This window comes from Inquilinus sp. NPDC058860, assembly GCF_042743185.1.
GTDB lineage: Bacteria > Pseudomonadota > Alphaproteobacteria > DSM-16000 > Inquilinaceae > Inquilinus.
Genome location: NZ_JBHYMS010000002.1, coordinates 174,984 through 199,570 on the forward strand (window position 1 = coordinate 174,984; position 24,587 = coordinate 199,570).

Annotated in this window: 23 protein-coding genes; 13 read left to right on the forward strand and 10 right to left on the reverse strand. The window is 72.2% G+C overall.

What is annotated here, in order from left to right; translation table 11 throughout:
* Nucleotides 1–3: 3 nt before the first annotated feature.
* From ACFW16_RS02355 to ACFW16_RS02365, 3 genes are all read right to left on the reverse strand, one after another.
* On the reverse strand, nucleotides 4–3,486 hold the full coding sequence (locus ACFW16_RS02355) for an AAA family ATPase (protein ID WP_380301464.1): 3,483 nt from the start codon (nucleotides 3,484–3,486) through the stop codon (nucleotides 4–6).
* A 19-nt stretch (nucleotides 3,487–3,505) separates the two neighbouring features.
* Nucleotides 3,506–4,144, reverse strand: coding sequence for a DsbA family protein (locus ACFW16_RS02360; RefSeq protein ID WP_380301466.1), 639 nt, complete (start codon nucleotides 4,142–4,144; stop codon nucleotides 3,506–3,508).
* 61 nt (nucleotides 4,145–4,205) lie between these two features.
* A complete protein-coding gene (locus ACFW16_RS02365) occupies nucleotides 4,206–4,652 on the reverse strand; it encodes a DUF721 domain-containing protein (RefSeq protein WP_380301468.1) in 447 nt (148 codons plus the stop codon).
* A gap of 101 nt (nucleotides 4,653–4,753) precedes the next feature.
* Between ACFW16_RS02365 and mutY the strand changes: the two genes are divergently transcribed.
* The 4 genes from mutY to ACFW16_RS02385 all read left to right on the forward strand — a co-directional run bounded on the left by mutY (nucleotide 4,754) and on the right by ACFW16_RS02385 (nucleotide 8,274).
* Nucleotides 4,754–5,833 carry an A/G-specific adenine glycosylase gene (gene mutY, locus ACFW16_RS02370; RefSeq protein ID WP_380301470.1) on the forward strand — a complete coding sequence of 360 codons (1,080 nt, stop codon included), beginning with the start codon at nucleotides 4,754–4,756 and terminating at the stop codon, nucleotides 5,831–5,833.
* A 210-nt stretch (nucleotides 5,834–6,043) separates the two neighbouring features.
* Nucleotides 6,044–6,595 carry a NifU family protein gene (locus ACFW16_RS02375; RefSeq protein ID WP_380301472.1) on the forward strand — a complete coding sequence of 184 codons (552 nt, stop codon included), beginning with the start codon at nucleotides 6,044–6,046 and terminating at the stop codon, nucleotides 6,593–6,595.
* 119 nt (nucleotides 6,596–6,714) lie between these two features.
* The gene (locus tag ACFW16_RS02380; RefSeq protein WP_380301474.1) at nucleotides 6,715–7,665 is read left to right on the forward strand and encodes a glucosaminidase domain-containing protein; all 951 of its coding nucleotides are present in this window, start codon (nucleotides 6,715–6,717) and stop codon (nucleotides 7,663–7,665) included.
* Between the two features lie 21 nt (nucleotides 7,666–7,686).
* Nucleotides 7,687–8,274 carry a malonic semialdehyde reductase gene (locus ACFW16_RS02385; RefSeq protein ID WP_380301476.1) on the forward strand — a complete coding sequence of 196 codons (588 nt, stop codon included), beginning with the start codon at nucleotides 7,687–7,689 and terminating at the stop codon, nucleotides 8,272–8,274.
* 3 nt (nucleotides 8,275–8,277) lie between these two features.
* Here the strand turns inward: ACFW16_RS02385 and ACFW16_RS02390 are convergent, their stop codons facing one another.
* Both ACFW16_RS02390 and ACFW16_RS02395 read right to left on the reverse strand, forming a co-directional pair.
* Nucleotides 8,278–8,562, reverse strand: coding sequence for a type II toxin-antitoxin system RelE/ParE family toxin (locus ACFW16_RS02390; protein ID WP_380301478.1), 285 nt, complete (start codon nucleotides 8,560–8,562; stop codon nucleotides 8,278–8,280).
* Between the two features lie 6 nt (nucleotides 8,563–8,568).
* Nucleotides 8,569–9,048 carry a hypothetical protein gene (locus tag ACFW16_RS02395; protein ID WP_380301480.1) on the reverse strand — a complete coding sequence of 160 codons (480 nt, stop codon included), beginning with the start codon at nucleotides 9,046–9,048 and terminating at the stop codon, nucleotides 8,569–8,571.
* 217 nt (nucleotides 9,049–9,265) lie between these two features.
* Here ACFW16_RS02395 and tsaB point away from each other — a divergent pair, with 217 nt between their 5' ends.
* Nucleotides 9,266–9,937: a tRNA (adenosine(37)-N6)-threonylcarbamoyltransferase complex dimerization subunit type 1 TsaB gene (gene tsaB / locus ACFW16_RS02400; RefSeq protein ID WP_380301482.1), complete on the forward strand. Its 672-nt coding sequence runs from the start codon at nucleotides 9,266–9,268 to the stop codon at nucleotides 9,935–9,937.
* Nucleotides 9,934–10,398 carry a ribosomal protein S18-alanine N-acetyltransferase gene (rimI, locus tag ACFW16_RS02405; protein WP_380301484.1) on the forward strand — a complete coding sequence of 155 codons (465 nt, stop codon included), beginning with the start codon at nucleotides 9,934–9,936 and terminating at the stop codon, nucleotides 10,396–10,398. Before tsaB ends, rimI begins: the two co-directional genes overlap by 4 nt.
* A 17-nt stretch (nucleotides 10,399–10,415) precedes the next feature.
* On the opposite strand, the gene ACFW16_RS02410 is transcribed toward rimI, so the two are convergent.
* Complete coding sequence (locus ACFW16_RS02410; protein WP_380301486.1) at nucleotides 10,416–11,324, reverse strand: methyltransferase domain-containing protein; 909 nt, start codon at nucleotides 11,322–11,324, stop codon at nucleotides 10,416–10,418.
* A gap of 77 nt (nucleotides 11,325–11,401) precedes the next feature.
* Here ACFW16_RS02410 and ACFW16_RS02415 point away from each other — a divergent pair, with 77 nt between their 5' ends.
* The 6 genes from ACFW16_RS02415 (at nucleotide 11,402) to ACFW16_RS02440 (ending at nucleotide 16,756) form a co-directional block, all read left to right on the forward strand.
* Nucleotides 11,402–12,154, forward strand: a complete 753-nt coding sequence (locus ACFW16_RS02415; protein WP_380301488.1) for an SDR family NAD(P)-dependent oxidoreductase — start codon at nucleotides 11,402–11,404, stop codon at nucleotides 12,152–12,154.
* A gap of 94 nt (nucleotides 12,155–12,248) precedes the next feature.
* Nucleotides 12,249–14,039 carry a gamma-glutamyltransferase gene (gene ggt, locus ACFW16_RS02420; RefSeq protein WP_380301490.1) on the forward strand — a complete coding sequence of 597 codons (1,791 nt, stop codon included), beginning with the start codon at nucleotides 12,249–12,251 and terminating at the stop codon, nucleotides 14,037–14,039.
* Nucleotides 14,040–14,048: 9 nt separating this feature from the next.
* Entirely contained in the window at nucleotides 14,049–14,813 is a 765-nt protein-coding gene (locus tag ACFW16_RS02425) for a double zinc ribbon domain-containing protein (protein ID WP_380301492.1), read from the forward strand.
* A 106-nt stretch (nucleotides 14,814–14,919) separates the two neighbouring features.
* Nucleotides 14,920–15,189, forward strand: coding sequence for a glutaredoxin 3 (grxC, locus tag ACFW16_RS02430; RefSeq protein ID WP_380301494.1), 270 nt, complete (start codon nucleotides 14,920–14,922; stop codon nucleotides 15,187–15,189).
* A 30-nt stretch (nucleotides 15,190–15,219) separates the two neighbouring features.
* Nucleotides 15,220–16,071 (forward strand): carbon-nitrogen hydrolase family protein, encoded by an 852-nt coding sequence (locus ACFW16_RS02435; protein WP_380301496.1) that lies wholly within the window; start codon nucleotides 15,220–15,222, stop codon nucleotides 16,069–16,071.
* A 10-nt stretch (nucleotides 16,072–16,081) separates the two neighbouring features.
* Nucleotides 16,082–16,756, forward strand: coding sequence for a DUF2278 family protein (locus ACFW16_RS02440; protein ID WP_380301498.1), 675 nt, complete (start codon nucleotides 16,082–16,084; stop codon nucleotides 16,754–16,756).
* Between the two features lie 7 nt (nucleotides 16,757–16,763).
* On the opposite strand, the gene ACFW16_RS02445 is transcribed toward ACFW16_RS02440, so the two are convergent.
* On the reverse strand, nucleotides 16,764–19,826 hold the full coding sequence (locus ACFW16_RS02445; RefSeq protein ID WP_380301500.1) for a hypothetical protein: 3,063 nt from the start codon (nucleotides 19,824–19,826) through the stop codon (nucleotides 16,764–16,766).
* Nucleotides 19,827–20,280: 454 nt separating this feature from the next.
* Between ACFW16_RS02445 and ACFW16_RS02450 the strand changes: the two genes are divergently transcribed.
* On the forward strand, nucleotides 20,281–22,035 hold the full coding sequence (locus tag ACFW16_RS02450) for an ABC transporter ATP-binding protein (RefSeq protein WP_380301502.1): 1,755 nt from the start codon (nucleotides 20,281–20,283) through the stop codon (nucleotides 22,033–22,035).
* A 52-nt stretch (nucleotides 22,036–22,087) separates the two neighbouring features.
* Here ACFW16_RS02450 and ACFW16_RS02455 read toward each other — a convergent pair whose 3' ends face one another.
* The 3 genes from ACFW16_RS02455 to ACFW16_RS02465 all read right to left on the reverse strand — a co-directional run bounded on the left by ACFW16_RS02455 (nucleotide 22,088) and on the right by ACFW16_RS02465 (nucleotide 24,581).
* A complete protein-coding gene (locus tag ACFW16_RS02455; RefSeq protein ID WP_380301504.1) occupies nucleotides 22,088–22,783 on the reverse strand; it encodes a hypothetical protein in 696 nt (231 codons plus the stop codon).
* A 101-nt stretch (nucleotides 22,784–22,884) separates the two neighbouring features.
* Nucleotides 22,885–23,580: a gamma-glutamylcyclotransferase gene (locus ACFW16_RS02460; RefSeq protein WP_380301506.1), complete on the reverse strand. Its 696-nt coding sequence runs from the start codon at nucleotides 23,578–23,580 to the stop codon at nucleotides 22,885–22,887.
* The gene (locus tag ACFW16_RS02465; RefSeq protein WP_380301508.1) at nucleotides 23,577–24,581 is read right to left on the reverse strand and encodes a Gfo/Idh/MocA family protein; all 1,005 of its coding nucleotides are present in this window, start codon (nucleotides 24,579–24,581) and stop codon (nucleotides 23,577–23,579) included. Before ACFW16_RS02465 ends, ACFW16_RS02460 begins: the two co-directional genes overlap by 4 nt.
* Nucleotides 24,582–24,587: the final 6 nt, after the last annotated feature.

A 24,587-nucleotide genomic window follows, 5' to 3' on the forward strand; every position in this document is an offset into this window, starting at 1 on the left:
CCCTCAGATCGCCAGCTCCTGCTGGTGCGGCTGGGCGTGGCGGATGGCCTGCTCCAGGTCGACCGAGACCAGCTGGCTGACCCCGCGCTCGATCATGGTGACGCCGTAGAGACGGTTCACCCGCGCCATCGTCATGCGGTGGTGGGTGATGATCAGGAAGCGGGTGCGGCCGCCCTCCGCCAATTCGGTCAAGAGGGTGCACAGGCGGTCGACATTGGCGTCGTCGAGCGGCGCGTCGACCTCGTCCAGCACGCAGATCGGCGCCGGGTTGGTCAGGAACACGGCGAAGATCAGCGCTGATGCCGTCAGCGCCTGCTCGCCGCCCGACAGCAGCGACAGGTGCTGCAGCTTCTTGCCCGGCGGGCTGGCGAAGATCTCGAGGCCCGCCTCCAGCGGGTCCTCGGTATCGGTCAGCGCCAGCTGCGCCTTGCCGCCGCCGAACAGCCGGGTGAACAGCGCCCGGAAATGGCCGTCGACCACGTCGAAGCTGGCCACCAGCCGCTCCCGCGCCTCGCGGTTCAGCGAGGCGATGCCCTGGCGCAGCTTGGCGATGGCGGCGGTCAGGTCCTCCTTCTCCGCCGACAGCCGCGTGTGCTGGGATTCGATCTCGACGATCTCGACCTCGGCCCGCAGGTTGACCGGGCCCATGCCCTCGCGCTCGCGGTTCAGCCGGTCGAGCTTGCGGGCGGTGTCCTCCTGATCCGGCAGCGGTGCGTCCGGCGTCAGCCCGGCCAGGCCGGCCACCGCCTCGGGCGCGCAGTCCAGCCGCTCGGCGATGCGGGTGCGCAGCCCCTCGACCGCGGTCTGGGCCGCGATCACCGCCGCCTCGCCGCGCACCCGCGCCTCGCGCGATTCGGCCAGGGCGGCTTCGGCGGCGCGCAGGGCGCGGTCCGCGGCCTCCTGGCGCTGCTCGCCCACCGCCAGCGCGTCGGCGGCCATCCGGCGGCGGCGCTCGGCCTCGTCGATCCGGCCGATCAGCGTCTCGCGCCGGGCGGCGATCTCGGCCGGCCTCGCGTCCAGCTCCAGCAGCGTCGCCTGCGCTTCCTCCAGCCGCGCCTCCAGCTCGGCCAGCCGGTCGGCGCTGCCTCTCGCGCGGCTGTCCCAGCCCTGGACCTCGCTCTCGATCGCGCGCAGCCGGCCGCGCCGGCCGCCGGCCTCGCGCTGCAGCCGCTCCAGCGCGGATTGCCGGGCGCCCAGCCCGGACCGCGCCTCGGCCAGGGAAGAGCGGATCTCGCTCACGGCTCGGCGCTGGTCCTCGCCGTCGGGCAGCGCCGCGATCTCGGCCGCCACCTCCTCGCGCTCACGCGCCGCGTCGTCGCGGTCGGCGGCCAGGCGCTCGCCCTGGGCGGCCAGCGCGGCCAGCCGGCTGCGCCGCGCCGCCTCGGCCTGGGCCGCCTTGCTCTGCGCCTCGCGGGCCCGGCCAACCGCGGCGACGGCATCCTGCTGGCCGCGCCGTGCCGCCCGGTCGGCATCCTGGGCTGTCTGGGCGGCCTGGCGCGCCGCATCCGCCGTCCGCCGCGCGGTCTCGGCCGCCTCGGCCGCGGTCGAGAGCTGCGCCTCCAGCTGCTCCAGCCGGTTGCGCTGCTGCAGCCGCGCCGCAGCGGGGGAGGGGGCGCCCGGCCGGGCCACCAGCCCGTCCCAGCGCCAGCGGCCGCCGGCCCTGGTCACCAGCGCTTGGCCGGGCCTGAGGGTCGGCTGCAGCGCTTGGGCCGCCGCCGCATCCTCGACCACGCCGATATGGGCCAGCCGGCGCGTCAGGGCCGCCGGCGCGGTGACATGCGCGGCCAGCGGCACGGCGCCGGCCGGCAGCGGCACGGCGTCGTCATAGCCGGGCAGCTCGGCCCAGTGCAGCGGCGCCGAGCGGTCGGCCGGCACCGAGGCCTCGTCGCCGAGCGCGGCGCCCAGCGCCGCCTCCCAGCCGGGTTCGACCCGCAGCTGGTCCAGGATCGGCGCGCGGGCGGCGTCGCCGCCCTTGCCGCTGCCCAGGGCAGCACGCAGGCCGTCGGCCTCGGCCTTCAGCCGGGTGGCGGCGCCCTCCGCCGCCTGGGCGGCCTCGCGGGCGCCGGAGAAGGCCGAATCGGCGGCCTGGCGGCGGCTTTCCGCCGCCTCGACCGCCTCCTGCGCCGCCTCCAGCCGCGCCTCGGTCTCGGCCAGGGCCAGGGCGGCCGCCTCGGCGCCGTCGGCGCCGGCCAGCTCGGTCTCGACCTGGGCGATCTGGCGCAGCGCGTCCTCGTGCCGGCGGGCCAGGTCCAAGAGGCGGCCCTCCAGCTCGCGCTGGCGCTTGGCCAGGCTCTGGCGCCGGGCCTCGTCGCCGGCGGCGGCCTCGGTCAGCGCGGTCAGGCGGCCGTCCAACTCGTCGACGATCTCGCGCTGTGTGTCGATCGCCGCGCGGGCCTCGGCTTCGGCCTCGGCCTCGCCGGTGCTCTGGCGCTCGATCCGCTCGCGCTCCTCCTGCAGCTTGGCCAGGGCCTGGGCGGCATCGGCGCCCAGCGAGCGCTCGCGCACCAGGTCGCCCGTCACCTGCTCCAGCCGCCGGTTGGTGTCCAGGATCGACTGGCTCAGCCGGCCGGCCTCGGCCTCCAGCGTCTCGCGCTCGACCAGGAAGCGCTGCAATGCGGTTGCCGAATCCAGATCGGCCTTGCGCAAGGCGGGCAGGGCGGCGGCGGCCTCGGCCTGCTCGCTGGTGCCGCGGGTCGCCGCGATCATGCGCTCGCGCACCACCTGCTCGTTGGCGTCGTAGGCACGCCGGGCCTCGGCCAGGGCCGTCCCCGATGCGGTCCATTGCAGGTGCAGCAGCGTCGCCTCGACCTGGCGGATCTGCTCCGAGATCGTGCGGTAGCGCGCCGCCTGCCGCGCCTGCTTGCGCAGACCCCCGAGCTGGGCGTCGAGCTGCACCAGCACGTCGTCGAGGCGGACCAGGTTCTCATCGGCCGAGCGCAGCCGCAGCTCGGCCTCGTGCCGGCGGCTGTGCAGGCCGGTGATGCCGGCCGCCTCCTCCAGGATCTGCCGCCGCTCCGCCGGCCGGGCGGAGATCATCGCCGCGATCCGGCCCTGGCTGACCAAAGCGGGGGAGGCGGGGCCTGAGGCGTTGTCCTGGAACAGCAGCTGCACGTCGCGGGCGCGCACCGGCTTGCCGTTGACCCGGTATTCGGAGCCGGTGCCGCGCTCGATCCGGCGGACGATCTCGATGATGTCGGCGTGGTCCCAGCCGGGCGCGGTGCGGTCGCTGTTGTCCAGCGTGATCGTCACCTCGGCCAGGTTTCTCGCGGCCCGGCCGGTGGTGCCGCCGAAGATGACGTCGTCCATCTCCTGGCCGCGCATGCGCCGGGCGGAGTTCTCGCCCATCGCCCAGCGCAGCGCCTCGACCAGGTTGGACTTGCCGCAGCCGTTCGGCCCGACCACGCCGGTCAGGCCGGGCTCGATCGCCACGTCCGTCGGATCGACGAAGGATTTGAAGCCCGACAGGCGGAGCCGGGCGAAATGCACGGCGGCGCGCTCCAGGCGGTCAGTTGGTGGCGACGCCCTTCTCGGCGAGCTTCCGGTCGAAGATCGCCTTGAAGGAGTCGAAGCTGTTCTCGCCCTGCAGCGTCTCGCCCTCGACCACGAAAGTCGGGGTGGCGTTGACCTTGTAGTCGGCCTGCGCCTCCTGGCTCAGCTTGATGATCGCGTCGGCGACGCTGTTGTCGGCCAGGCAGGCGTCGAACTTGTCCTTCGGCAGCCCGGCCATGCCGCCGATCTGCGCCAGGGCCGCGATCGGGTCGCCGGCGGTGGCCCAGCTCTGCTGGGTCTGGAACAGCACCTTGGTGATGTTGAAGTACTGCTCGCGCGGGGCGCAGCGCGCCATCATCCCGGCCCGCAGGTCGAGGCCGTTCAGCGGGAACTGGCGGAACACGATCTTGACCTTGCCGGCGTCGACATAGGCCTTCTCGATCTGCGGCAGCACGTCGTTGCTGAAGGCGGCGCAGTGCGGGCAGGTGAAGGAGGCGAATTCCAGCATCGTCACCGGCGCGTCGGCCTTGCCGAGCACGTAATCGGTGTCGCTGATCTTCGGATCCCAGGCCTTTCCGGAGTCCTGGGCCGAGGCCGATCCGGCCATGAATGTCGCGGTGGCCAGGGCCAGGCCGGCGAGCAGGGTCTTCAGCATCGGGTGATCTCCATGGGATCCGGGCCTCGTCGCACCGATTTCAGCATCATCGCGCCCGACTTCATCGCGGTGGCGTCCGGGCATAGAGCGCCCGGCCGAAGGCCGCAAGTCGGGATTTCCACTCGGGGTCGTCCACCGCGTCCAGCGGCGCCTCCAGCATCGCCTCTTCCGCCGGGGTCAGGGAACGGCGGCGCGGTGTCGCGGGCCGGCGGGCCAGCGGCGCCTGCACCAGCTTGATCCGGGTGATCGCGGCATAGCCGAAATGGCCGTTGATCCGCTCGATCAGCCGGTCCTGGTCGTGCTGCAGCAGGAGGGCGTCCGCTGGGTCGACCCTGAAGGCCAGCGTGCCGCCGTCGCGCTTCCCGGCCGGGAAGCTCAGCTTCTCCGGCACCGCCCGGTCGGCCCAGTGCGGGCCTACCACCGACGGCCAGTCGGCGAACAGGCTGCCGATGGCGCTGCGCCCGCCGCCCAGCGCCTTGCGGGCGAGGGCGGGGACCAGGGCGGCCATGGGTCTCGGATGGCTCATCGGCGGGACGCGACTGCATGATCGAATTGCGGGACTCGGCCCCCTATAGTGGCGCAACGACCCCCCGAGCGGCAACGCGAGCCATGCCCGACACAGCCACGTCCGCCGAATTTGCCCCTGCCGACTTCGCCCCGGCGCTCCTGGCCTGGTACGACCGGCACCGCCGTGTCCTGCCCTGGCGCGCGCCGCCGGGCCAGCGGGCGGACCCGTACCGGGTCTGGCTCAGCGAGATCATGCTGCAGCAGACCACCGTGGCGGCGGTGAAGGACTATTTCCTCGACTTCACCCGGCGCTGGCCGACCGTGGCCGACCTGGCCGCGGCGCCGGTGGAGGAGGTCCTGGGCGCCTGGGCGGGGCTCGGCTACTACGCCCGGGCCCGGAACATGCATCGCTGCGCTGTCCTGGTGGTGGAACGCCATGGCGGAGTGTTCCCCTCGGACGAGGCGGAATTGCGGCAGCTGCCGGGGATCGGCGACTACACCGCGGCGGCGATCGCGGCGATCGCCTTCGACCGGCCGGCCGCGGTGATGGACGGCAACGTCGAACGGGTGATGGCCCGGATCTTCGCGGTGGAGACGCCGCTGCCGCCGGCGAAGCCGATCCTGAAGACCCACGCCGCCGCCCTGACCCCGCGGCGCCGGCCGGGCGACTACGCTCAAGCTGTGATGGATCTCGGCGCCACCATCTGCACGCCGCGCAGCCCGAAATGCATCCTGTGCCCCTGGTCCATCCCCTGCCGGGCCCGCAAGCGCGGCATCGCCGAGGACCTGCCGGCCAAGCTGGCCAAGGCGGCCAAGCCGACCCGCCGGGCCGTGGCCTTCTGGCTGACCGATGGGCGCGGCCATGTGCTGCTGCGCCGCCGGCCGCCCAAGGGGATGCTGGGCGGCATGATGGAATTCCCGTCCTCCGCCTGGCTCGAGCAGCCGATGCCGGAACTCGCCGCGGTGCTGGCCGAGGCGCCGGGCGGCACCGGCTGGCGCCTGCTGCCCGGGCTGGTGCGGCACGGCTTCACCCATTTCGATTTCGAGCTGACGGTGGCGGCCGGCCGCCTCGTGGGGCCGGTCGAGGGCGGAATCCTGATATCGCTGGACCAGTTGGGCGAGGCCGGGCTGCCGACCGCGATGTGGAAGATCGCCCGCCACGCCCTGCGGCATCTTGAATGACCGGCCCGGCCGCCTCAAATCAGCCTTAATCACCGCCCCCTATCCGACCTCGTCGGGACGGTGAGGTTGCGCAAGCAACGGTCCGGACGGTCGGCCGCAACTGGCGCGCGACTCTGTCGCGACCGGTTTCGTCTTGATCTCCCGGGCGGTGGTCTTCACCCTGCCGGCGCCGCGGCCATGACGGCCGGGCATATCGAAGGAACCGTGTCCATGTTCATCCAGACCGAGCAGACACCCAACCCGGCGAGCCTGAAGTTCCTGCCGGGCCGCGCGGTGATGGATGCGGGCACCGCCAACTTCCCGTCGCCGGACTCGGCGGCGCGGTCGCCTTTGGCGCAGCGCCTGTTCGAGATCGAGGGCGTCACCGGCGTGTTTCTCGGCACCGATTTCGTGACCGTGAGCAAGGCCGACACCCTCGACTGGTACGTGCTGAAGCCTTCGATCCTCGGCGTGATCATGGAGCATTTCACCGCAGGCCGGCCGGTCATCCTGGCCGAGACGGCGGCGGAGGGGCCCCAGTCGGCCGAGGAATCCGAGATCGAAGCCCAGATCCGGGAGCTGATCGACACCCGCGTCCGGCCCGCCGTGGCCCAGGATGGGGGCGACATCATCTTCCAGGGCTACGAGCACGGCGTGGTGTACCTGCACATGCAGGGTTCCTGCTCCGGCTGCCCCAGCTCGACCATGACGCTGAAGGCCGGCATCGAGAACATGCTGCGCCACTACATCCCCGAAGTGACGGAGGTGCGCGCCGTCGCCTGACGGCGGGCTGCGCTCCCCCCCGGCGGCGCCCCTGAGACGAGGGGCGCCTGCGGATCCGGTCGTGCCGATAGGCGGGGCGCCCGGGGTCGCTGGCCCGGGCGCAACCAAGAACGAGGTCCATGCAGTTTCGTGTGTTTCGACCGGCCGCCGCCTTGGCCGGCCTATTGCTGATCGTGCCCCTCGCCGCCCTGGCCCAGCCGGCGGCCCCCACCGATCAAACCGAGCTGCAGGTGGCGGATCTGCCGCCGCAGCAGGAACAGGTTCTGCCGATGTCGGCGGTGCCGCCGATCGACAAGACCTCGGACCTCGTCCTCAAGGTCGACAGCGCAGGCAAGCTCAGCGAGATCTTCGACAGCGCCGACTACGCCCTGGCCGATGTGCGGGACGGCGAGGGCGAGGTGCCGCGCCTGCTGGTCGAGGCGATGCCGGGCGATCTGCGCCGGCTCGGCTCGACCGATCTGCGCAAGGACGTGTTCTTCAACGCCCTGCTGCCGCTGGTGCTGCGGGTGAACGAGGATATCCGCCACGATCGCGACCGGCTGCTGGCCCTGCAGGGGCTGCAGCATCTCGGCCTGGCGCCTTCCGCGGACTCGCGGGCCTGGCTGGCCGAGCTGAGCGAGCGCTACGACGTCGCCGACGGCGACATCGACGCGCTGCTGCTGCGGGTCGACGTGGTGCCGCCGTCCCTGGCCCTGGCCCAGGCCGCGGTCGAATCGGGCTGGGGCACGTCCTACAGCGCCCAGCGCCGCAACGCCCTGTTCGGCCAGACTGCGGGGTCGGCGGTGCGCTACGCCGCCTTCGACCGGCTGATCGACGGCGTCGCCTCCTACGCCCGCAACCTCAACACCCATCCGGCCTATGCCGCCTTCCGCGCCCGCCGCGCGGCGCTGCGAGCTGCGCGGCAGGAGCTTGACGGCTATGACCTGGCGTCGACCCTCCTGCGCTATTCGACGCGCGGGACGGCCTATATCCGCGATGTCCGGGCCATGATCCGTGGGAACGATCTCGTCGAGCTCGATTCCGCGCGGCTTGCCGCGGATCGCGCGATGGGCTTACCTGCCGCCAGCTGAGACTTTCTGCGGCAGACGGCCATGGCGCTCGACAAGATCGCGCTCGACACGCTGTTCCGGGAGGCACGCAACCGCTGCGCCTTCCTCGACGAGGCGATCCCGGAGGCGACTCTCCGCGCGGTCTATGATCTGATGAAGCGGGGGCCGACCAGCGCCAATTCCTGTCCGGCGCGGATCGTCTTCGTCACCTCCGAGCCGGGCAAGGCGGCGCTGCGGCCATCGGTCGATCCGGAGGTGCTGGGCGCGACGCTGCAGGCCCCGGTGACCGCGATCGTGGCCTATGATTCGGCCTTCCACGAGCACCTGCCGAAGCTGCTGCCGGACGAGCCGGAGATGGCGATCCGCTTCGCCGCCCGGCCCGATCTGGCGCAGGAGACGGCGCATCGCGACGCGGCGATGCAGGCGGCCTATCTCATCATGGCGGCGCGCGGCCTCGGCCTCGGCTGCTGGCTGGTGGGCGAGTTCGACCGTGGCAAGGTCGATGCCGCCTTCCTCTCCGGCACCCGCTGGCGCTCCAGCCTGCTGGTCGATATCGGCTATGTCGACCGCAGCAAGGAATTCCCGCGCCGCCCGCGCCTGGCCTTCGAGGAAGCCTGCCGGATCGTGTGATCGTCAGGGCGGCCACCGACGGGCGCCGTGGATGACGCGCAGGATCGTCACTTGGCCGTCGTCGACGCGATAGATCCCGATGAATGGCGTGCCTGCCAGGACCATTTCCCGCGTGCCTGGAAGTCTGCCGCGGCGCCAGCCTTCGGGGTGGCTGGTGAGGATCTCGAGCCGATGCTCGATCTCATCCCGCACCTGCACTGCTGCCAGCACGTCATCGCGCGCAATGTACTCGGTGATCTCGTCGAGATCGGCTTCGGCATCAAGCGACCACTGCAAGTGCGGCGGCACGGCGGATCACTGATCGCGCGTGAGGCGGGCCAGCAATTCGGCGCGGCGTTTTTGCCAGCGGGCGGTGTGCTCCTCGTGCGAGATCATCTTGACCGTGCCCGCGGCGATGCCATCCAGGGTCTTCTGTACTTGCGCGCGGAACCAGCGGTCATGCTCAGCCGCCTCATGGGCTTGGCGCTGCCGCTCCGCCGTGTCGGGGCGGCTGCGGTCGACCGCGCCAGGATCATGCGCCGTCGCGTCGACATCGAAACGAGCCATGCCGAGCGTCTCTCGGACATAGGCGGCGGCGGTGTTCAGGTTGCGCCACAGACGGGGTCGCCGCGACCGCTGCGCCGCGATCACGCGCTCCGTGCTGCCGTAGCGGATGCGGACGGCCCAGCCGCCCGGTCGCCCGAGGATGGTCGCGGCCTGGATAGCCTGGCCCTCGGCGAGGCGTTCCGCCGTCTTTCCATCGACGATGTCCGGAAGTGCCGCGGCGCTTCCCATGGCTGCTCTGCTCAAGATTAGAAGTCGGACGCCGAAGTATCTAATAATCCGGCAAAGCCGTCCAGCCTCCGCCGTTCGAAGTGGTGAATCATAGCCTTCGGACGGTAGATGGTGCGCTGGGCGGGTTCGCCGGGAGTTTGCGAGCACCATGATGGATCCGAGGACAGCAGCGAGAGATAGGCCGGCCGCACGGGTATGCGGCATAGGAACCCGCCGCATGATCGTGCTCGGCCTCGATGCGGCCGGCGCCGGTTGCGGCGTGGCGGTGCGGCGTGACGGGCGGGTGGTCGCGGCACGGACCGAGGCGATGGTCCAGGGCCATGCGGCCCGGCTGATGCCGCTGGTGCTGGAGGTGCTGGCCGAGGCCGGCATCGTGCCCGGGGAGATCGACCTGTTCGGCGTCACCACCGGCCCCGGCTCCTTCACCGGGCTCCGGGTCGGGCTCGCCGCGGTCGGCGGTCTGGCGCTCGGCGCCGGCCGCAGGATCGTCGGCATCCCCAGCTTCGACGCGGTGCTGGCCGATCTCGGACCGGTCGCCGCGGGCACGATCCTGGTGGCGCTGGACGGGCGGCGGGCCGAGCCCTTCGCCCGGTTGTTCGACGCCGCCGGCACCCCGCTGGGCGAGCCGCTGTGCCTGCCTGCCGCCGAACTGGTGGCGCGGGTCCCGCCCGGCCCCCTGACCGTTGCCGGCGACGGTGCCGGTCTGGTGCTGCCGGCCCTGGCCGGCCGGCCGGATATCCGCCAGGCCGGTCCCGCCGCGATCGACCCGGCCACCGTGGCCCGTCTGGCCGAGGAGCGGGCGGACCAGGCGCGCGAGGGCCCGCCGCCGCCACTCTATGTCCGGCCACCCGACGCGGTACCGCTGGCCCAGCGGGCGCCTAAGCCGTGACCGTTTTGCGCATCGTCCCGGCGGGCCCGGCCGAGGCCGCGGTGCTGTCGGCCCTGTACGAATCCGCCTTCGGCGAGGCCTGGGCGCCGGAGCAGCTGGCGCAGCTTCTGGCCGGCCCCGGCGCGTTGGCGCTGATCGCGCTGGACGAGGCGGGAGAGCCGGCCGGCTACGCCCTGGGCCGGGTCGCGGCGGACGAGGCGGAGCTGCTGTCGATCGCCCTTTTGCCCGACAAGCGCCGCCGGGGCGGCGGGCACCTGCTGCTCGACGCGCTGATCGAACGCTGCACGGCGGCCGGTGCCGCGACGCTGTTCCTCGAGGTGGCGACGGACAATGCGGCGGCACTGGCGCTCTACCGCGGCACCGGCTTCTGCGAGGCCGGCATCCGCAAGGGCTACTACAAGGTCGGTCCCGCCGCGGTCGACGCCATCGTCATGAAGCGGGCGCTGGGCGCGGCGGGGTGACCGTCGGTGACCGTCGGCTACTGCCGCACCGGTCGTTCCACCGTGCCCAGCGCCTCGGCCAGGGAGCGGGTGGCGCTGCCGCGGGGGCGCGGCTGCTGCTGGCTCTCATGCGGCGCCCAGCCGGCCAGGAACAGCACCTCGAAGCTGGCGGGGATGCGCCCGTCCGGCTCGCCGAATCGCTCGGCGTAGCGGGCGGCGACGGTCGGCCAGAAGGCACGCGGCGGCGGTGCCGGGTTGCGGTTCAGCCCGGCATTGGTCTCGCCCATGCCGCGCAGATCGGCGAACAGGCGGAAGGCGTTGTCGTAGGTCACCGTCACCGTCTCGGCATCCGCCACCGGCAAGGCGAAGCCGGCGCGCTGCAGCAGGCCGGCGGCGTCGCGCAGGTCGGCGAAGGGGGACAGGCGCGGGCTGGCGCCGCCCATCAGCTCGGTCTCCGCCTCGACCAGGACGGCGCGCAGTTCGGCCAGCGTGCCGGCGCCCAGCATCGCCGCCAGGAACAGCCCGTCCGGCCGCAGTGCCCGGCGGATCTGCAGCAGGGCGCCGGGCAGGTCGTTGACCCAGTGCAGCGACAGGTTGCTCAGCACCAGGTCCAGCGAGCCTTCGCCGAAGGGCAGCAGCTCCTCGTCGCAGGCCAGGGTCGGCCGGCCGTTCTCCGCGGCACGCCGGGCGAGAGCCGGGGACAGGTCGGCCTGGACCAGCGCGTCGACCCGGCCGCCGCCGGCCAGCGCCCGGGCCAGGGCGCCGTCATGGCAGCCGAGGTCGAGCGCCACCGGGAAGCGGCGGCTGACGTCGAGCAGCCGGTCGGCCAGCAGCGCCGCCACGTGCTCGAACAGGAAGGCGTGCCCGGCCAGGCCGGGCGCCGCGCGGTCGCGCCGCCGGCGCACCAGCGCCCGGTCGAACACCATCATGCTGTCGGACTGCATCATGGCGCGCACTATAGGGGTTGCGGAGGACCGCCGCACCGCCCTTGGTGGCGCGCAGGACGACAGCGAAGGACGGGATCATGACCGCAGCGGACCGGCCGGTGGCGCTGGTGACGGGATCGACCTCCGGGATCGGCGCCGCAGTGGCGCGGCGGCTGGCTGCCGAAGGCTGGGCCGTGGCGCTGCATTCGCGCGCCTCGATCGAGGCCGGCGAGGCGCTGGCGGCGGAGCTGGGCGGCGGCGCTGGCTACACCGCCGCCGACCTGGCGACCGATGACGGACCGCCGGCCCTGCTGCAGGCGGTGCTGGCGCGGCACGGCCGGATCGACGCGCTGGTCAACAGCGCCGGCATCACCGCCATGGTGCCGCATGCCGACCTGAAGGCGGCGACGCCCGACCTCTGGCGCCGGCTGCACCAGGTCAACGTCATCGCCCCCTGGCTGCTGGTGGCGGAGGCCGAGGCGGCGCTGCGGCAGTCGGCATCGGTGCGGGGCCGGCCGGCGGCGGTGGTCAATATCGGGTCCCATGCCGGGGCCCGGCCGCGCGGCGCCTCGGTGCCCTATGCCGCCACCAAGGCGGCGCTGCACCACGTCACCCGCCTGCTGGCCAAGGCGCTGGCGCCGGCGATCCGGGTGAATGCCGTCGCCCCCGGCCTTGTCGACACGCCGATGACCGCCGGCTGGGCCGAGGCGCAGCAGCTCTGGGCCACCGCGGCGCCGATGCGTCGCCCGGCGCAGCCGGCGGATGTGGCGGAGGTCGTGCTTGGACTGATCCGCTCGGACTACGTGACCGGCGAGATCGTGATGCTGGACGGCGGCCTCAACCTGACCTGACGGCGCGGCGACCCCCCAGACGGGGGATTGGGAACCGGCCGTCGTCGTGGAATACTCCCTTATGCAAATTTTGCGAAATTTGCCGGGGAAGAGGATGCGGCGGACCGCGGCGTGGGCCTTGCTTCTGGGCGGTACGGTCGGCGCCGGCCTGCTGTTCGGGGCGGCCACGGTCCGGTCGGATTCGCCGCCGCCCGCCGGCGCGGCCTCCGCCGTTGCGGGCCAGGCTGCGCACGGCCGTCCGGCCGAACCCGCGGTCCGCGCCAAGCAGTTCATGGTGGCGGCCACCAATCCGCTGGCGGCCTGGGCCGGCTACGACGTGCTGGCGGAGAACGGCACCGCGGTCGACGCCATGATCGCGGTGCAGCTGGTGCTCAACCTGGTCGAGCCGCAGTCGAGCGGCATCGGCGGCGGGGCGCTGCTGCTGCACTATGACGGGCGGTCGGGCCGGCTGACCTCTCTCGATGGGCTCGAGACGGCGCCGCGGGCCGCCGACGGCAGCATGTTCCTCGGCCCGGCCGGCCGGCCGATCCCGCTGGACGCCGCGGCCGTCGGCGGCCGCTCGGTCGGCACGCCCGGCACCCTGAAGCTGCTGCTCGAGGCGCATCGGCGCTGGGGCCGGCTGCCGCTCGACCGGCTGTTCCGGCCGGCCATCGACCTGGCCCAGAAGGGCTTCGCCGTGTCGCCGCGGCTGGCCGGCATCCTGACCGGCGACACGGCGGAGCGGCTGCAGCGGGACCCGCGGGCACGCGACTATTTCTTTCCCGGCGGCCGGCCGCTGCAGGCCGGCGAGACCCTGCGCAACCCGGCCTTCGCCGAGACCCTGCGCTTCATCCTGGGCAGCGGCGAGAAGGCCTTCTATCTGGGCCCGATCGGTGCCGACATCGTCGGCGCGGTGCAGGGCGCGGCCGGCAATCCCGGCCGGCTGGCGCCGATCGACCTGGAGATCTACCGGGTGGTCGAGCGCCAGCCGGTCTGTGTCCCGTACCGCGACTGGCGGGTCTGCGGCATGGGGCCGCCGAGCTCCGGCGGCGTCGGGGTCGGCCAGATCCTCGGCCTGCTCGAGCATTTCGACATGCCGGCGATGGGCCCCGACGCGGCCGATGCCTGGCACCTGTTCGCCGAGGCCGGCAAGCTGGCCACTGCCGATCGCGACCGCTACCTCGCCGATGCCGACTTCGTCCTGGTCCCGGCATCGGGGCTGGTCGACAACGCCTACCTGACCACGCGGGCGCAGACGATCTCGGTCGGCCGGGCCGCGCCCGTGCCGGCGCCGCCGGGCAATCCGTCGCGACGCATCGGGCAGGAGTGGAGCTCCGACACCTCGGCCGAACCGTCCGACACCAGCCATGTCTCGATCGTCGACGCCGATGGCAGCGCCGTGTCGCTGACCACGACGATCGAAGGCGCCTTCGGCTCGCATCTGATGGTGCGCGGCTTCATGCTCAACAACGAGCTGACCGACTTCTCCTTCCTGCCCCATGCCGCCGGCCGGCCGGTGGCGAACCGGGTCGAGCCCGGCAAGCGGCCGCGCAGCTCAATGGCGCCGACCATCGTGCTGGACCGGGACGGCAAGCCGGTGCTGGTGATCGGTTCGCCCGGCGGTGCCCGTATCATCCCCTATGTCGCCCAGACTATCATCGGCGTGCTGGACTGGGGGCTGAACGTGCAGCAGGCGATCGATCTGGGCCATGTCGTCAACCGCAACGGCCGGACCGAGCTCGAGGCCGAGACGGCGGTCGCGGGGTTGAGGGACGCCCTGGCGGCGCGCGGCCACGACGTGGTGGTGATGGAGCAGGCCAGCGCGCTGCAGGGCATCCAGATCGGCCCGGACGGGCTGGTCGGCGGCAGCGACCCGCGACGCGAAGGCGTCGCCGTCGGCCGATAGGCGGCTGCGATGCGCGCGGCCCTCGCCCCCTGGTTCGGCCGCGCCGGCACCGCTCTGCTCGACGCCGTGCTGCCGCTGCGCTGCCTGTCCTGCGGCGCAGAGATCATGGCGCCGGGGGCGCTGTGCGCCGCCTGCTGGGCCGGGCTCGCCTTCCTGGGCCCGCCGCAATGCCGCCGCTGCGGCCTGCCCTTCGACCATGCGGCTGCGGCAGGGGCGGGCGACGACCCGGTCTGCGGCAACTGCCTGGCTTTCCCGCCGCTGTGGGACCGGGCCCGTGCCGCCTTCCTCTACGACGATCTCAGCCGCAAGCTGATCCTGGCCTTCAAGCATGGCGACCAGACCCATGCGGCGCCGGCCTTCGGCCGCCTGCTGCAGCGGGCGGCGGCGCCCTTCCTGGCCGAGGCCGACGTGATCGCGCCGGTGCCGCTGCACCGCTGGCGCCTGCTGCGCCGGCGCTACAACCAGGCGGCGCTGCTCGCGCTCGCTCTCGGCCGCGAATCCGGCCGCCCGGTGGCGCCGGACCTGCTGGTCCGCCGCCGGCCGACGCCCAGCCAGGGCGGCCAGGACCGCAAGGCGCGGCGCCGCAACGTCGCCGGCGCCTTCGCCGTGCGGCCCGGCCGCGAGGCGCTGGTCGAAGGCCGGCGCGTGCTGCTGGTCGACGACGTGCTGACCACCGGCGCCACCATCGACGAATGCGCCCGGGCGCTGCGGCGCAAGGGGGCGGCCGGGGTCGACGTCGTCACCCTGGCCCGGGTGCCGCCGCCGGGAAGCTGAGGCGCCGCGGGTCCCGCTCAGGACATGGGCGCCATTCCATGGGCGCAGACCCCTGGCATCGGCCGCGGAATGACCTCATATTCGAAAAACTCGTCGGAGGATCCGCATGCCATCGGTCACCGTCTACTCCAGCCCGTTCTGCCCCTACTGCTACATGGCCAAGAAGCTCCTGACCCAGAAGGGCGTCAGCTTCGAGGAGATCGATGTGGTGGCCGAGCCGTCGCGGCGGGAGGAGATGCGGCAGCGCGCCAACGGCCGCCACACCGTGCCGCAGATCTTCATCGGCGCCACCCATGTCGGCGGCAATGACGACCTCCAGGCACTGGAGCGCGCCGGCAGGCTCGATCCGCTCCTGGCCGAATCCGCGCCGGCCTGATCTCTCATTCCGCTGTCTGAGGGCGATGGCATGACCCGCTTCACCGCCGCCTGCGTCCAGCTCAATGTCGGCACCGAGATCGAGCCGAATCTGCGGGACGCGGGGGTGCTGATCCGGCGGGCCCGCGACGCCGGGGCGACACTGATCGCCACGCCGGAGAACACCGGCTTCATCGTCCAGGGCCGCGAAGCCGTCCTCGAGCGCGCCTTGCCGGAGGAGCGGCATCCGGGCCTTCCCTTCTTCGCCGACCTGGCGCGCGAGACCGGGGCGACCCTGCTGATCGGCTCGCTCTCCATCGGCCTGCCCGACGGCAAGGCCGCCAACCGCTCCTACCTGTTCGCGCCGTCGGGCGGGATCCTGGCGCGCTACGACAAGATCCACATGTTCGACGTCGACCTGGCCGGCGGCGAGCGCTACCGCGAGAGCGCGACCTTCGGTCCGGGCGACCAGGCGGTGGTGGCGCCGCTGCCCACGGGCGGCGTGCTGGGCCTGACCGTCTGCTACGACCTGCGCTTCGCCTATCTGTATCGCGCCCTGGCACAGGCCGGCGCCGACATCCTCAGCGTGCCGGCCGCCTTCACCCGCAAGACCGGGCAGGCGCATTGGCACGTGCTGCAGCGCGCCCGGGCGATCGAGACCGGCAGCTTCGTCATCGCCCCCGCCCAGACCGGCACCCATGACAGGGGCCGCCAGACCTACGGCCATTCGCTGATCGTGGCGCCCTGGGGCGAGGTCCTGGCCGATGCCGGCGAGGAGGTCGGCTTCGTCACCGCCGAGATCGACCTGGCGCGGGTGGAGGAGGCGCGCAACGCCGTGCCGGCGCTGCGCCACGACCGCCGCGTCACGCCGCCCGGCCCGCCGTTGCGCGCGGCCGGGGAATAGCCGGCGGAGAATGGCGCTCGAGCGCTACGTGGTGCTCAAGGGGCGCCCGACCGACCGCCGCCTCGCCGCCGAGGGGTCGACCCATTATCACATCCGCGTCGATGACGGCGGCCGCGACCACCGGGTGGCGGTCAACGTCCAGGGTTCGTCCTGGCCGTCGGCGGTGGAATATGTGCTCGACGCCGATTTTGAGCACCCGGTGACCGCGCGCCTGGCGGCGCTGGCGCCCGGCCTCACCGCGATCCCGCGGGGGCAGGGGCTGGACTATGTCCGCGACGGGCTTTTCGACCGGTCGCACATGCGGCCGCTGCCGGCCACGCGCCCCGGGCCGGACAACGACCTGAACGAGAAGATCGACCGCATCGTCGGCCACGCGATCACGGAGCCGGCCGCGATGCTCTACGCCTTCGGCGAGCCCTTCGGGCCGGACCCGGTGGCCGATCACGGCTTCGGCTTCATGCCGTCGCGCGGCATGCACAACATCCACATGAACCAGGGCAGCCCGGAGGAGCGCTTTCGCGGCGACAACGGGACAGGCCAGGACGGCGCCCTGCTGATCGCCTTCCCGCAAGGCCGCTGGGCGGCGCTGTTCCTGAAGTTCCAGTCCCAGGCCTGGCGGACCGACGACGCCACCGGCCACCCTCGCCAGCCGGTGCAGGCCCGGCGGAGGCGGATGCAGGTCTGACCTCCGGTCAGTTGCTCGCCAGCTGCAGGCTGAAGGGCTGGATGCCCATCTGCAGCAGCGCGTCGTTCAGCGCCTTGACGCTCTCCCCGATGGGGTGCTGGTCCCACTGCTCGTAATGCAGCTTGATCAGCGTCGCCACCCGGTCGGCGTCCTTCGGCGACAGCGCGTTCAGCCAGCCGACCATCTCCTTCTGCGACAGGCCGAGATGCTTGAACGCCTTGGTCAGGAACGGGCCGCCCGTCGGCGGGTCGTTGTCGAAGGAGGTGGCGTGCTTGGCCAGCTGCTCCGCCACCTCCGGCTTCACCCCCATGGCCTGCAGCCAGTCGCGGTCGGCGCCGTCATTCTCGTGCGAATGCTCATAGGCGCTGACCGTGGTGTTGATGCCGGAGGCGACCAGCATCAGCACGGCGCCTATGCCGGTCCAGGCGGTGGCGCTGAGGCCGAACAGCGTGCCGGCGCCGACCCCGGTCAGCACCCCGGCCTCCAGCGCCCCCGGCCCCATCAGGAAGGCGAGGTCTCCGGCCGCGCTGAGCGTGTAGGCGACGCCGCGGACCTTGTCGGTGGTCTTGTCCGAGTTGAAGAAGTTGACGGCATTGGCCGAGTCGATGCCGAGATAGGCGATGTCGGCGATGTCGCGCAGCGCCGGGCTGAACACGTATGTCTTGAGCCCGTCCTTGATTCCCTGCTTCAGCGTCAGCCCGTCGACCTGCTGCGCCAGCCGGTCATAGCTCTGGCTGATCAGGGTGTTGCCGCCGCCCGGCGTGAACCGGCCCTTGAGCCAGCCGTCGCCCATCGCCGCATTGCCGGCCTGGGACAGCGACATCAGCCCGTGCACCACGGCGTAGGAGCCGTCCTGCAACAGGCTGCCGCTCTGGGCGAAGGAGGTGGCGGCGAAGGCCGCGTTCTGCCCGAACAGCACCGAGCTGACGCCGGACGAGACCCGCGACAGCGCCCGCGCGTTGAAATGCTCGCCGTTCGGGCCGCGGTAGCTGCCGTCGGGCTGCACCGTGAACTCCTTGCCCAGCACCAGCCCCTTCAGCGCCTGCTTGGCCGGGTCGCCGGCGATCTTCGTGTCGTCCAGCTTGATCGTCGCGAACAGCTTGGCCGACTGGTAGACGACGTTGCGGGCGGAGCGCTGGAACCACAGCGTGTTGGTCGGCGTGGTGGCGCCGTCGCTGCCGGTCAGGTCGGCGGCCGGGGTGGCATCGATCGCCGCCTGGACGCTGTTCTGCTTCAGACGGCTGAAATCCGGGCCGTCCTTGCCGGTGTTGCCCGGCCTGTCGAAGCCCGGCGTGCCGCCCAGCACGTCCTTGTAACCGGCGATGGTGGCCCGGATGCCTTCGGCCGTCTCCGCCTTGTCCTGCAGCTTCTGGCCGTCCTGGTTGATCCGGGCGACGTCGTCCTTGTGCTTCGGGTCGGCCAGGATCGTCTGCACGGTCTGGTCCAGCTCGGCCCCGGTGCTGTTGCCGCCCCAGTCGCGGATCGGCACTGCCAGGAACTGGGCGTGGTCCATCGCCGTGCTCTTCAGCGAATCGACCGAGTCGTTGAACTCGGTGACACCTTCCGTCGCGGTGTACAGCGCCCCGACCGACAGCTCCGGATCGCTGGTCCGGGTCGCGGCGGCCACCGACAGCGACAGGGCGATGTCGCCGTTGCCGACCGCCCCCAGCATCGCCTGGTTGTAGCCGAAGGGGGTCTGGAACATGTTCTCCTGCAGGCCGCGCCGGACCGGCTGCTTCGCCTCCGCCGCGATATAGCCGGCAATGCGGTCGACCGCGGCGCGGCCCTCGCCCGCCTTGCCGCCGTCGGCATAGGTGGCGTTCTGGCAGGCGGCGGCCAGCCCTTCCATTACCGCGGCGGCGCGCTTGGTCTCGGGGTTGCCGGGATTCGCGGTCATCCCCTGCCGGTAGCCGGCCACGTCGTGCACCACCGACTTGACGGTCGACTGCAGCCGGTCGTCGTTCATGATCGCGACCACCTGCGCCGGCGTCATCGTCTGCCGGTCGGTGACCTCGCGCAGTTTCTTGGTCGCGGCCTCGGCGCCGCCCTTCTGGTAGGCGTCGACGACGGCCTGGACCGGCCGGCCGACCAGCACCTCATGCTGCGCGTCCAGGGTGCCCTGCCTGATCGCGTCGGCCAGGCGTGGATCGTCCCTGGTGTAGGTCATAGTGACGCCGGCGCGGCCGGAGATCGAGCCCAGCGCCGTGCTGCCGATCTGACCGTCGGCCGCGGCGGTCAGCTGCGCCGATGCCTCCTTGCGCAGGGCGTTGTAGGTCGGGTCCTCGCCTCTCTTGGCCGCCTCGGCATCGTAGGGCGCGTCGGTCCTGGCCGCCTGCAGCAGCTTGCCGAGCTGGTCCTCGGTCCGGCCCTGGCCGATCAGCTGGCGCGAATACAGGTTCTCGGCGGAGGCGACGGCGTCCTGGAACACCCTGTCGTTCGGCGCGCGGGCGGCGATCGGCGCCGTCAGCGCCTTGACGTCCGGCACCGCCTGTTCGGTGCCGGCATATTGCAGCTCCTGCACGATGGTGGCGGCCAGGTTGCCCTTCAGCTCCGCCGCCTTCTCCGGCGCCAGCACCACGATCGAGGCGGCGGCCAGCTGCCGGCGCTCCTGCTCCAGGAAGCCCAGCCGGGTCGGGTCGAGCACCGTGACGGCATCGCCGTCCTTGCCGGGCTGCAGGTGGTGCGAGGCGGAGGGCGGATTGGCCGGGCGGTTGCCGAACGCCTGCAGGTCGAGGGACGGGGTCGCGGCCAGGTTCGCCTTCAGCAGCGAGTCGTCGTTATCCCTGCTCAGGTCGACGCCGGCGCGGCGGTAGATGTCGTAGGGATTGTCGCCGGGGTGCAGCGGGTAGTAGACGCCGATTCCGACCGCCGGCTCGTCGGCGCCGAACACATTCGCGGCGGCGTCCTCGGACGCAGGACCGACGGCTGGCGTCGCCGGATCATTCGGCGCCTGCTTCGCCTGCTGGACGGACAGGTTGAAGGCCTGCGGGGCGGTCTGCCCGCCGGCCGGGGTCAGCGGGCGTTGGGAACGTGCCCACAGGGTCTCGATCCGGACCACCATCGTCACCATCTCTCCGCATCGGTTCAGGGCACGCGGTGCCGGGCCCAGAACCGGAAGCCGATGGGCGGGGCGGCCGTCACAAAACTGCAATACTTCAGTTAGTCCAGATTCCCGGTCCGGGATCATTGGATTTGATGAAATTTCGACTTGTCGAATCCATCGGGTGTCTGGCGATCCGGCCGCGCGACAGGTTGCCCGAGGCCCGCGGCTGCCGTATGGTGCGGTCGCCGACCGATCCAGGAGAGCGAGATGACGACCTTCATGTCCGAGACGAAAGGAGTTCCCGCCCATCGCAAGGACATGAAGCTTCATGTTGTCCCGAATCCGGAGGTCGCCGGCGCATCGAGACGCCGCTTCTAGCGGCCTCGCTCTCCGACCGCGCGGCCCGGCCGACGCCGCAACCGCGGTCGACCCTTCCCTCTTCCAGACCCCCTCCCCGTTGGCCCGACGGGCCGGCCGAGACGTGCCGCGCGCGGTGGCCCGGGCGCGGCTGCGCAAATTCCTGTCCGCCTACCGGCCGCACCTCCCGCTGCTGGCGGCCGACCTGTTCTGCGCCGTCGTCGTCTCCGCCACGGCGCTGATCCTGCCGCTCGGCGCCAACATCGTCACCAGGCGGCTCACCGGCCTGGACGACGCCTCCGGGGCGCTGGGCGAGGTCTATGCCCTGGGCGCGGCGATGCTCGCCGTGGTCCTGCTCCAGGCGCTCAGCAACCTGTTCGTCGACTACCAGGGCCATGTCATGGGCGCGAAGATGGAAAGCGCCCTGCGCCGCGAGCTGTTCGAGCACCTGCAGAAGCTGTCCTTCGGCTTCTACGACCGCCAGCGCACCGGCCAGCTGATGAGCCGGATCACCAACGACCTGTTCTCCCTGGGCGAGCTCTACCACCACGGGCCGGAGGACCTGGCGATCGCCGCGCTGAAATTCGCCGGGGCGATCGCCATCCTGGCCTGGCTCGACCTGCCGCTGGCCCTGATGATCCTGGCGGTCCTGCCCTTCACGGTCGTCTACGCGCTGCACTTCAACCGCCGGATGAACCGGGCGCTCCTGCTCAGCCGCGAGCGGATCGCCGCGGTCAACGAGCGGGTGGAGGATTCGCTCGCCGGCATCCGCGTGGTGCAGTCCTTCGCCAACGAGCATGTCGAGAACCGCCGCTTCGAGGCGCAGAACGCCGCCTTCCTGGACAGCCGCCGCGCCGGCTATCGCAGCGAGGCCTTCTTCTCGCTGGGGACCGAAACCTTCCCGCAATTGATCACGGTGATCATCATCGTCGCCGGCGCGGTCCGGGTCGCCGAGGGGCAGCTCGCCGTCGCCGACATGCTGACCTTCCTGCTCTGCGTCGCGGCGCTGGTCGACCCGGTGAAGCGGCTGGCGAACTTCGCCCGGCTCTGGCAGGAGGGCTATACCGGCTTCACCCGGATGATGGAGATCCTGGAGGTCGAGCCGGACATCCGGGACCGGCCCGGCGCCGTCGAGCTGGCCCGGCCGCGCGGCGCGATCCGCTTCCGGGACGTCGGCTTCCGCTACGAAGACGACCGGCCGCTGGTGTTCCGCGACCTGTCGCTGGACATCCGGCCGGGCGAGTTCGTCGCGCTGGTCGGCGCCTCGGGCGCCGGCAAGAGCACGCTCTGCGCCCTGGTCCCGCGCTTCTACGAGGCGACCGACGGACAGATTCTGATCGACGGCGTCGATATCCGCGACGTCACCCTGGCGTCGCTGCGGCGCGCCGTCGGGGTGGTGCAGCAGGACGTCTATCTGTTCGCCGGGTCCGTGGCGGAGAATCTGCGCTACGGCCGGCCGGACGCGACGCGGGAGGAGATCGTGGCGGCGGCCCGGGCGGCCAATGCGCATGACTTCATCATGGCGCTGCCGGACGGCTACGACACCGATGTCGGCCAGCGCGGCGTCAAGCTGTCCGGCGGCCAGAAGCAGCGCCTGACCATCGCCCGCGCGTTCCTGAAGGATCCGGCGATCCTGATCTTCGACGAGGCCACCAGCGCGCTCGACAACGAGAGCGAGCGGGCGGTGCAGGAGGCGCTGCTGCATCTGGCGCGGGACCGCACGACGCTGGTGATCGCCCACCGGCTGTCGACCGTGCGCCACGCCGACCGCATCCTGGTCCTGACCGATCAGGGCATCGCCGAGCAGGGGACGCACGAGCAGCTGCTGGCCGCCGGCGGCGCCTATGCCGCCCTCTACCGGGTGCAGGCCAGCTTCTAGAACGGCATCGGGGCGCGACGGTGCCGTCGCGCCCCGATCGAACCGCCCGCGGTCAGTCGAACGGGCGGAAGCCCTGCCGGGCGAGGGCAAGGTCGTGCCCGTCGACCACGCCGTTGCCATCCACGTCCAGGTTGGTCGATTCCCAATCCCCGGTCGGCCCCGCGCCGGGCTTCACCGATGCGATCCGCTCGGCAAGCTCGTCCTCCAGGGCGTCGATGACACGCGGATCGGTGGTCGGGTCCGCCCTGAGCGCCGCGATCCGGTCCTCCAGGGCCCGAATGCCGGTTTCCTGTGGCGTGCCGAAATTGGCCTGCATGGCGCCGACACGCGCGCCGTAGCCCAGCTCCTTGGACAGCGCGACCGAGGTGGAAACCCGGGCGCCATGGTTCGGGAATGCCCCGGTCTCGTCCTTATGGGCCCGGCCCGGGCGGCTCACGTCAACGCCGGTGTCGTCGTCGAGAGCGGTGTCGCCCGCCGCCGTGGACGCCCGCCCGCGGGAGCTGTCGGCGCTGCTGCCGCGGTCGCCTCCGGCATCGCTCCTGCCGCCGTTACCGCCACCATTGCCGCCGCCGTTTCCACCTCCGTTGCCGCCGCCGCGTCCGCCGCCGTTCCCATCCTTGACGGTGATCAGCATCGGGTCCGCCGTCGACGGGCCGGCCAGTGTCCAGGTCGCTGCGGTGGCGCCGGACGCGTAGAGCAGGCCGAGCGCCAGGGCGAAGGGAAGGGTCGCGCGCGAAGAACGGCGCATCGGGATCTCCGGGTCGTGATGCGGACGGTCAAGCCGCCCGGCTCACACGACAAGACGTTCCAGGCCCCGCATTCATTCCCGATATCTGCGGATCGGCCGGCTCAGCCCGGCTCGATCGTCGTGATCCGGCGTCGCAGCGCCTCCAGCCCGTGGTCGCGGATGCCGAGCGCGACCAGATGCTCGAGGGTCGAGCGGAAATACTCCTGGCAACTGCCCAGCTGGCCGCGGGCCCGGGCCAGCACCCGCGCCGTGTCCTCCTCGCTCAGCCGGCCGGCATAGCGCGGCTGGCCGCGGTTGATGGTGAAGGCGATCGTCCGCACGGGGCCCTCCGGCGTCGCCGCCGTGACCCAGCGCGGGGTGTAGGAGGCGGTCACCATCTCGCGCCGCCAGATCAGGTCCAGCTCCTCCTCCACCGCCGCGGCGGCGATGCGGAACACGACGCCGCGGCAGGTGCCGCCGCGGTCGAGGCCCAGCACCAGCCCCGGCCGCTCCGGCGTGCCGCGGCCCAGCGAGGTCCACAGGCAGAAGCGGCGGTGCCAGCCATGGATCAGGCCGGTGCGCCGCTCGACGAAATGGAAGGCCGGGTTCCAGATCAGCGAGCCGTAGCCGAACACCCAGACGTCGCCGCCGGCCGTGCCCTCCGCTGCCAGCAGCGCCCGGCGCGACTCTGCCAGCGCCTCGAAGGACAGCACCTTCGCGGTCGGGTCGCCGGCCGCGATCATGCGCTGCAGCACGCCGTTCTTCAGCGATTCGCGGGTGATGGCGGCCGGCTCGGCGACCGACGGCACCTCGCTCACGGCGTCTCCCACCGGCCGGTGTGGGCGGAGCGGAACACGGCGTCGATCACCTGCATGTTGGCCAGCGTGTTCTCCAGCGGCACCGGCTGCTCGCCGCCCTTCAGGATCGCCTCGGCGAAGGCCGCGGCGGCGACGCCGTACTGGTCGCAGACCGGGATCTCGATCGGCTTGACGCCCTCGCCGAACAGGCTCGACCCGTCGTCCAGCAGCAGGCGGCAGGGCCGGTCGTTCGGGGCGTTGAACGGGATCTCCACCTCGATCCGGGCCTTGGTGCCCAGGAACTGCATGCGCTGGTAGCCGGGGATCTGGGTCGAGTAGACGAAGCTGGCCTGGACCCCGTCATAGTCCAGGAGGACGCTGCCCAGCCGGTCGACCTTGAACACCGGGTCGCGGTCCAGCAGCGACACCACCCGGCGCGGCTCGCGCCCGGTGACGAAGCGCGAGGTGGTGATCGGGTAGCAGCCGATGTCCAGGAGGCCGCCGCCGCCGATATCGGCCTTGTTGCGGATGTTGTTCGGGTCGATGTTGCGATAGGTGAAGGCGCCGGTGACGGCGCGCAGCTCGCCGATCGTCCCGTCCTGCACCAGCTCCCGCACCTTCAGCCATTGCGGGTGGGTGCGCACCATGAAGGCTTCCTGGATGCGTCGGCCGCCCTTGTCGCGCGCCGCGATCAGCCGCCGCGTCTCCTCGGCGTTCAGCCCGATCGGCTTCTCGCACAGCACATGCTTGCCGGCCTCGACCGCCTTCAGCGTCCATTCGACATGCAGATGGTTCGGCAGCGGGATGTAGACCGCGTCGATCTCCGGGTCGGCCAGCAGCGCCTCGTAGCTGTCATAGGCCGCCGGCAGCCCGTATTTCGCCGCCGCGGCCGCGGATTTCTCCGCCGAGCGCGAGGCGATGGCCTTGACCCGGCAGTGCCGGGCCCGGGTCATCGGCGGGACGACCTTGTCGTTGATCTTGGCGGCGCCCAGCACGCCCCAGACGATCGTTCCTTCGGCCACGCCTGT